The following is a 7830-nucleotide window of genomic DNA, read 5'->3' on the forward strand; positions in this document are numbered from 1 at the left end:
TGGCCCTGGCCCTGCCACTGGGCCCGGAGCGTGACTTGCTGCTGAGCATCACCTACATCGTGGTGCTGTCTTCGATCCTGTTGCAGGGCTTGAGCATCGGCAAGCTGGTCAAGCATGTGACCAAGGATGAGCCGGCGCCTGCTGCGGCGCCGGAGACTCACTGACCCTTGTTGATCTGCTGCGGATGCCTCGGGTCCGCAGCGGCTTTGCCCGGCAGGCTGCTTTCGCTGCGAATCTGCGCATGGCTGATCAGTGCAAAGATAAAGCTGCCGCCGATGATATTGCCCGCCAGCGTCGGCCCGGCGAACACCAGCCAGAAGTCTTTCCACGGCAGCTCGCCGGCAAATACCAGGTACGACACTTCCGCCGAGCCCACCACGATGTGGGTGAAGTCTCCCAGTGCCATCAGGTAGGTGATCAGGATGATGATCCAGATTTTGGCGCTTTCCATGGAGGGGATCATCCACACCATGGTGGCGATCATCCAGCCCGACACGATGCCCTTGGCGAACATCTGGTAGGCGTCGTTTTCCATGACCTTGCGCCCGATTTCCAGGAAGGCCAGGTCGGTCTTGGTGTCAAAGATCGGCAAGTGCAGCATCACGTACGCCACCAGCAAGGTGCCGCACAGGTTGCCCACCAGCACCACGGCCCATAAACGCAGCAGGCGTGCGAAATTCTTCAGCGTGGGTTTGCTCATCACCGGCAACACCGCGGTCAGGGTGTTTTCGGTGAATAACTGCTGACGGGCGAGGATCACGGCAAGAAAGCCGGCGCAGTAACCAAAACTGGCGATCACCTTGAACTCTTCGCCATCCGGCAGGCGCGAGTTGAGCAAGCCCATGCCCATCAGTGACAGGCCCATGGTCAGGCCGGCGGCCAGCGCCGACCACCACAACGCGGCGACGTTGCGCTCCAGTTCCTGATCGCCTTGAGTGCGGATGATTTCATGCAGAACCGCCGCGCGAGGCGGCTGATTCTTGTCGACGTCGTGCTGCTCTTCCTGCGACAGATTGGGGGTCTTGCCGTCTTCTTGCGTGGCCATGGTGATACCTGAACGGGGGGGCGATGTTCAGGTACGACCTATGGTTGATCAAGAGCGTTCACTGGCCCTGCGCAGGATTACTCGCCGAGGCCTTCCGACTGGAACTGATCCTTCACGTACTTGATCTCGGTACGGCCGTGGGGCGCCGGCAACCCGTCTTCACCCAGGTTCACGAAGACCATTTTTTCCACCGTCAGAATGCTCTTGCGCGTGATCTTGTTGCGCACTTCACAGGTCAGGGTGATGGAGGTGCGACCGAACTCGGTGGCGGTGATGCCCAGTTCGATGATGTCGCCCTGGCGCGAGGCGCTGACGAAGTTGATTTCGGAGATGTACTTGGTCACCACCCGCTGGTTGCCCAACTGGACAATCGCGTAGATGGCCGCTTCTTCGTCGATCCAGCGCAGCAGGCTGCCACCGAACAGGGTGCCGTTGGGGTTGAGGTCTTCGGGTTTTACCCATTTGCGAGTGTGGAAGTTCATGTTCACTCCAAAGCGTGTTGCGAAATGATGGGCAACATCATGGCAGAGGCCGGGCCCAAGCTCTATGAGCCATTGCCTATCAACCCCATGAGCGATCTTCATGCCGCCGACAGAAAGGCTTTAGAAGTCAGGCGCAGGCGGCTATAATCGCCTCCGCTTCAAAACGGTCATCTTCGATTGATACCGTTCTCCCGCCACCTGTCCGAGGGGCGCTGCAGCAGGCTCGACCTGTCAGGCTCGGATGGGGCGTTGTCCGGCCTGGTTAGCCAGCTGGATACTAAACGCACAACGGCGCCCATTCGCACACTACGAATGGAGGCTCTTCATGAGCGCTGTAATCACGCCTGCAGGTTTTACCGACTACAAAGTCGCCGACATGTCCCTCGCTGCCTGGGGCCGTCGCGAAACCTTTATCGCCGAATCCGAAATGCCAGCCCTGATGGGCCTGCGTCGCAAGTACGCCGCTGAGCAGCCGCTCAAGGGCGCGAAGATTCTCGGCTGCATCCACATGACCATTCAGACTGCCGTGCTGATCGAAACCCTGGTTGCCCTGGGTGCCGAAGTACGCTGGTCGTCCTGCAACATTTTCTCGACTCAAGACCAGGCCGCTGCCGCTATCGCTGCTGCCGGTATCGCCGTGTTCGCCTGGAAAGGCGAAACCGAAGAAGAGTACGAGTGGTGCCTGGAGCAAACCATCCTCAAGGATGGCAAGCCATGGGACGCCAACATGATCCTCGACGACGGCGGCGACCTGACCGAGCTGCTGCACAAGAAATACCCGCAGATCCTCGACCGCGTCCACGGCGTGACCGAAGAAACCACCACCGGCGTTCACCGCCTGCTGGACATGCTGGCCAAGGGCGAGCTGAAAATCCCGGCCATCAACGTCAACGACTCGGTGACCAAGAGCAAGAACGACAACAAGTACGGCTGCCGTCACAGCCTGAACGATGCGATCAAGCGCGGCACCGACCACCTGTTGTCCGGCAAGCAAGCGCTGGTGATCGGCTACGGTGACGTGGGCAAGGGTTCGTCCCAGTCCCTGCGTCAGGAAGGCATGATCGTTAAAGTCTCCGAAGTCGACCCGATCTGCGCCATGCAAGCCTGCATGGACGGTTTCGAAGTGGTTTCGCCGTTCATCAACGGCCAGAACGACGGCACCGAAGCCAGCATCGACAAGGCCCTGCTGGGCAAGATCGACCTGATCGTGACCACCACCGGCAACGTGAACGTGTGCGACTCGAACATGCTCAAGGCCCTGAAAAAGCGCGCCGTGGTGTGCAACATCGGTCACTTCGACAACGAAATCGACACCGCTTTCATGCGCAAGAACTGGGCATGGGAAGAAGTGAAGCCACAGGTACACAAGGTTCACCGTACCGGTGCTGGCGATTTCGACCCGCAGAACGATGACTACCTGATCCTGCTGGCCGAAGGCCGTCTGGTGAACCTGGGCAACGCCACTGGCCACCCAAGCCGCATCATGGATGGCTCGTTCGCCAACCAGGTACTGGCGCAGATCTTCCTGTTCGGCCAGAAATACGCCGACCTGTCGCCCGCCCAGAAAGCCGAGCGCCTGACCGTGGAAGTACTGCCGAAGAAACTCGACGAAGAAGTGGCCCTGGAAATGGTCCGCGGCTTCGGCGGCGTAGTGACTCAACTGACCAAGACCCAGGCCGACTACATCGGCGTGACGGTCGAAGGCCCGTTCAAGCCGCACGCTTACCGCTACTGATTTGCCTGCTGCCNNGGCTTGCTCGCGAAGGCGGTGTGTCAGTCGACTTATCTACTACTGACATACCGCCTTCGCGAGCAAGCCCGCTCCCACATTGACGGTGTGCACCTTCTGGCTTTATGAGTTTCCATAGGTATGACCATGTCCCAAGACCGTCGCTACAGCTTCGAGTTCTTCCCGACCAAGACCGATGCTGGGCATGAAAAACTGATGGCAACTGCCAAGCAGTTGGCCAGCTACCACCCCGATTTCTTCTCCTGCACCTACGGTGCCGGTGGCTCCACCCGCGATCGCACGATCAACACCGTGCTGCAGCTGGAAAGCCAAGTCAAAGTACCTGCAGCTCCGCATTTGTCCTGCGTGGGCGACAGCAAGGCCGACCTGCGCAGCCTGCTGACCCAATACAAGCAAGCCGGCATCAAGCGCATCGTCGCCCTGCGCGGTGACCTGCCGTCCGGGATGGGCATGGCCAGCGGCGAGCTGCGCTACGCCAATGACCTGGTGAGCTTCATTCGCGAAGAAACCGGCGATCACTTCCACATCGAAGTGGCCGCTTATCCGGAGATGCACCCCCAGGCGCGCAATTTCGAAGACGATCTGCAGAATTTCGTGCGCAAGGCCAACGCCGGCGCCAACAGCGCGATCACCCAGTACTTCTTCAACGCAGAGAGCTACTTCTACTTCGTTGAGCGTGTACAAGCGATGGGCGTGAACATCCCGATCGTGCCGGGCATCATGCCGATCACCAACTACAGCAAACTGGCGCGCTTCTCTGACGCCTGCGGCGCGGAAATCCCACGCTGGATTCGTAAACAACTGGAAGCCTACGGCGACGACGTCAAGAGCATCCAGGCGTTCGGCGAACAGGTCATCAGCGAAATGTGTGAACAATTGTTGCAAGGTGACGCGCCAGGGTTGCACTTCTATACCCTGAACCAGGCTGAGCCAAGCCTCGCTGTCTGGAACAACCTGAAGCTGCCACGCTAAGGTCTGTTCCGAAATGCAAAGGCCCTCATAATGAGGGCCTTTGCCGTTCTAAACGCCCACGGAATTCTGCAGTCCATGAATACAACCGCCCCGACGTCCCGCCCGCAACTGGTCTACCTGGTGTTCGGCGCAGAGACTTACCATCAGGAAGCGGTATTCAGCATCGCCAGCGCCCTGTCGTTCCTGCGGGACGAGCCGGACACAGGCATCGACATCCAGGTCTTCACCGACAACCCCGAGCCCTACCGCCTGCTGCCGGTACGGGTACGCCCGCTGGACGAAGCCACGCGCAAACGCTGGAGCGAGCCTCACGGCTATCACTTTCGCACCAAGCACGTGGTGCTGCGGCAAGTGTTGCAAGAATCCGAAGTGGCGCTGCTGATCGACACCGATACGTTTTTCCATCATTCGCCCCTGGCGCTGTTTGAACGCGTGCAGCCGGGCACCCTGCTGTGCAACGCCTTCTACACCAAGTACGGCGACAACCACGAAAGCATTCTGTACAGCGCCCTGTACCAGCGCCTGCTGGACATGGGCGTGGCCGACGATGACATGATGACCCTCAATTCAGGGGTCATGGGCCTGACGCAGCAGGACGCGCACATCCTCGACCGCTCGATCGAGTTGATGGACGAACTGTTTCCCCATGCCCAGGGCGCCTACACCCTGGAAGAGTTCTGCCTGTCCATTGCCGCCTATCGCACCCTCAACGTGCGCGAATGCCCGGACCTGATCCACCATTACTGGAGCCGCAAGCAGCTGTTCCGGGCCAAGGTCAAGGCGTGGATCGCCAAGCATGGGGCAAACCCCACCAGCGCCACGGCCCTGAATGACACGCGCCAGGTTTCCGCCCACCTGCCCCGCCCGCCTCGTCTGCAACGCTTGATGTACAAGCTGATCACCCTGGCACTGCCCAAGCACCAGCAGCAGTTCATCCGGGAAATCCTCTACGGCTGCTACGAACATGAAAACGAGTTCGACCAGGCGTGTGGCCCGGTTTGGTGGGACAAGGCCCGACAAAACCAGGAAGAGCGCCAGGGTCGACCGGTGGATGCCCATCTGCTGGAGCACTGGTTTGACAATCCCGTGGTGCGGCTGATTCTCGGCGAGCGGCGCGAGGCGATCTACGAACACCTGATCAAATCTCCGGGCAAGTAAACCTGGCGGGCGCCCGCAGATCACTGTGCCAGAGCTTCTCTTTAGCCCGATACAGTCGTAATCTCAGGGTATGCCTGTCACTTTCCGGTTATTGACTGCTGTTCTTTTCGCTTGCCTGAGCCTCGGTGCCCATGGCGAGAAACTGCGCATTGTCACCGAGCCCTGGGCGCCTTACGTCTACGACGACAACGGCACCATGCGCGGGCTCGACTACGAGACCACGGTGATCGTGTTCCAGCGCCTGGGCATCGATGTGGATTGGCAATTCCTGCCCTGGAAGCGCTGCCTGGCGATGCTCGACCAGGGCCAGGCCGACGGCGCACTGGATATTTTCCATAGCCATGAACGCGACGCGGTGCTGCTGTACCCCAGCGAGCCGCTGTCCGAGGTGGAGTTCGTGCTGTTCTACGCCAATCAGCGCCCACACCCGTTCCAGACCTTCGACGACCTGCGCGGCCTGACCATCGGCACCTCGCCAGGCTACCTCTATGGCGCCGAATTCAGCGAGTCCACCCTCTTCAAGCAGGAGCCGGCCGCCAGCCATGAGGCCAACTTCGGCAAACTGGCCCTTGGCCGGATCGACCTGGTGATCACGGACCGTCGGGTTGGCCAGCATGTACTCAAGGCCCTTGGACTTGAGGACCAGGTCACCCAGGCACCCCAGGTAGTCAGCAGCCAGCCACAGTTCCTGGCCGTGCGCCGCGGTGCCGGCATGGATTTGCTGGTGCAACGCTTCGCCGCCGAACTCAAACGCTTCAAGCAAGAGCCTGCCTACGCGGCCTTGAGCGCCAAATATGCCGGCAGCAGCCCGCAAACCAGCGCATCAGCCCTGCCCGTACGCACCGTTGAGCAGCAGGAAAGCAGCGCAGAGTGATTGCTCTGTTATACTCCGGCCTTTCCGCCAGGCTTACGCCCGGACGCTTCGGTCTTGCAAAAGGCACCCGACCCCGCTACAGCGCAGCTTTCAAGCCCGCGCGAGCCGTCTGAGTGCCCGCCAGCCCCAGCAGGACCGGACGGGATTGCGTTCATCTAAACGCCATTCACGCCAGGCAAGACTATCCCTCTGGGCCAAGCCCTAACTAAAACAGGATTACTCATGTCCTTTGCTTCCCTCGGTCTCTCCGAGGCTTTAGTCCGCGCCATCGAGGCAGCGGGCTATACCGAGCCTACTCCGGTGCAACAGCGGGCCATTCCCGCCGTGTTGCAAGGCCGCGACCTGATGGTTGCGGCTCAGACAGGTACTGGTAAAACCGGCGGCTTCGCCCTTCCGATCCTGGAGCGGTTGTTCCCCAACGGTCACCCGGACAAATCCCAGCGTCATGGCCCGCGCCAACCGCGCGTACTGGTCCTGACCCCTACCCGCGAACTCGCCGCCCAAGTGCATGACAGCTTCAAGCTGTATGCCCGCGACTTGAAGTTCGTCAGCGCCTGCATCTTCGGCGGCGTCGGCATGAACCCACAGGTTCAGGCCATGTCCCGCGGTGTCGACGTACTGGTTGCGTGCCCGGGTCGTTTACTCGACCTGTGCGGCCAAGGCAGCGTCGATTTGTCCCACGTGGAAATCCTCGTGCTGGACGAAGCCGACCGCATGCTCGACATGGGCTTTGTCCATGACGTGAAAAAGGTCCTCGCGCGCCTGCCGGCCAAACGCCAGAACCTGCTGTTCTCGGCCACGTTCTCCAACGACATCACCGCGTTGGCGGGCAAGTTGTTGCACAACCCCGAGCGCATTGAAGTCACGCCGCCGAACACCACGGTCGAGCGTATCGAGCAGCGCGTATTCCGCCTGCCGGCCGCCCACAAGCGTTCGCTGCTGGCCCACCTGATCACCGCCGGCGCGTGGGAACAGGTGCTGGTGTTCACCCGCACCAAGCACGGCGCCAACCGCCTGGCCGAGTACCTGGACAAGCACGGCCTCACCGCCGTCGCGATCCACGGCAACAAGAGCCAGAATGCCCGCACCAAAGCCCTGGCCGACTTCAAGGCCGGTGAAGTGCGCATCCTGGTCGCCACCGACATCGCCGCTCGCGGCCTGGACATCGACCAACTGCCCCACGTGGTCAATTTCGAGCTGCCAAACGTCGACGAAGACTACGTGCACCGTATCGGCCGTACTGGCCGGGCCGGTCGTTCGGGCGAGGCCATTTCCCTGGTCGCACCGGACGAAGAAAAGCTGCTGAAAAGCATCGAGCGCATGACCAAGCAGAAAATCGCCGACGGCGACCTGATGGGCTTCGACTCCAGCGCCGTTGAGGCCGAGAAGCCTGAAGTGCGCGAACGTCCGGACGTGCGCAACCCGCGCAACAACCCACGCGGTCCGAAGGGCGATGGCCCGAACGGCGGCGGCGGTGGTGGCGGTCGTAAAGACAAGGGCAAGGACAAGGGCGGCAAGGACAAGGCTGCGACCAATGGCCGTGGCGAAC

At 60.9% G+C, this 7830-nt stretch carries 7 protein-coding genes, 1 pseudogene and 1 riboswitch; of the genes and pseudogenes, 6 read left to right on the plus strand and 2 right to left on the minus strand.

The genetic code is table 11. From position 1 onward, the window contains the following. A pseudogene (locus HX846_RS39640) lies at positions 1 to 164 on the plus strand (sodium:proton antiporter); the annotation flags it as partial. Here HX846_RS39640 and HX846_RS19625 read toward each other — a convergent pair. Both HX846_RS19625 and HX846_RS19630 read right to left on the minus strand, forming a co-directional pair. Then, entirely contained in the window at positions 158 to 1045 is an 888-nt protein-coding gene (locus HX846_RS19625; protein WP_008434095.1) for a formate/nitrite transporter family protein, read from the minus strand. The pseudogene HX846_RS39640 and the gene HX846_RS19625 sit on opposite strands and share 7 nt — an antisense overlap. 77 nt (positions 1046 to 1122) lie before the next feature. Continuing rightward, entirely contained in the window at positions 1123 to 1527 is a 405-nt protein-coding gene (locus tag HX846_RS19630) for an acyl-CoA thioesterase (RefSeq protein ID WP_003216852.1), read from the minus strand. 198 nt (positions 1528 to 1725) lie between these two features. Further along, a riboswitch (S-adenosyl-L-homocysteine riboswitch) is annotated at positions 1726 to 1831 on the plus strand. 21 nt (positions 1832 to 1852) lie between these two features. Between HX846_RS19630 and ahcY the strand changes: the two genes are divergently transcribed. The 5 genes from ahcY to HX846_RS19655 all read left to right on the plus strand — a co-directional run. Continuing rightward, complete coding sequence (ahcY, locus tag HX846_RS19635) at positions 1853 to 3262, plus strand: adenosylhomocysteinase (protein WP_003216850.1); 1410 nt, start codon at positions 1853 to 1855, stop codon at positions 3260 to 3262. Between the two features lie 141 nt (positions 3263 to 3403). Next, entirely contained in the window at positions 3404 to 4249 is an 846-nt protein-coding gene (gene metF / locus HX846_RS19640) for a methylenetetrahydrofolate reductase [NAD(P)H] (RefSeq protein ID WP_178965941.1), read from the plus strand. Positions 4250 to 4324: 75 nt separating this feature from the next. Continuing rightward, positions 4325 to 5407, plus strand: coding sequence for a hypothetical protein (locus tag HX846_RS19645; protein ID WP_178965942.1), 1083 nt, complete (start codon positions 4325 to 4327; stop codon positions 5405 to 5407). Positions 5408 to 5477: 70 nt separating this feature from the next. Then, positions 5478 to 6281, plus strand: coding sequence for an ABC transporter substrate-binding protein (locus HX846_RS19650; RefSeq protein WP_023659310.1), 804 nt, complete (start codon positions 5478 to 5480; stop codon positions 6279 to 6281). Positions 6282 to 6503: 222 nt separating this feature from the next. Beyond that, the coding region (locus HX846_RS19655) for a DEAD/DEAH box helicase (protein WP_256739842.1) at positions 6504 to 7830 on the plus strand (1327 nt) is incomplete at its 3' end.

Source organism: Pseudomonas sp. K5002 (assembly GCF_013386655.1).
In the GTDB taxonomy this organism is placed as follows: Bacteria; Pseudomonadota; Gammaproteobacteria; order Pseudomonadales; family Pseudomonadaceae; genus Aquipseudomonas.

Excerpts from the sequence above, each read along its gene's own strand:
- HX846_RS19625 (WP_008434095.1), bottom strand. The coding sequence starts at position 1,045 with ATGGCCACGCAAGAAGACGGCAAGACCCCCAATCTGTCGCAGGAAGAG.
- HX846_RS19630 (WP_003216852.1), bottom strand. The coding sequence starts at position 1,527 with ATGAACTTCCACACTCGCAAATGGGTAAAACCCGAAGACCTCAACCCC.
- ahcY (WP_003216850.1), top strand. The coding sequence starts at position 1,853 with ATGAGCGCTGTAATCACGCCTGCAGGTTTTACCGACTACAAAGTCGCC.
- metF (WP_178965941.1), top strand. The coding sequence starts at position 3,404 with ATGTCCCAAGACCGTCGCTACAGCTTCGAGTTCTTCCCGACCAAGACC.
- HX846_RS19645 (WP_178965942.1), top strand. The coding sequence starts at position 4,325 with ATGAATACAACCGCCCCGACGTCCCGCCCGCAACTGGTCTACCTGGTG.
- HX846_RS19650 (WP_023659310.1), top strand. The coding sequence starts at position 5,478 with ATGCCTGTCACTTTCCGGTTATTGACTGCTGTTCTTTTCGCTTGCCTG.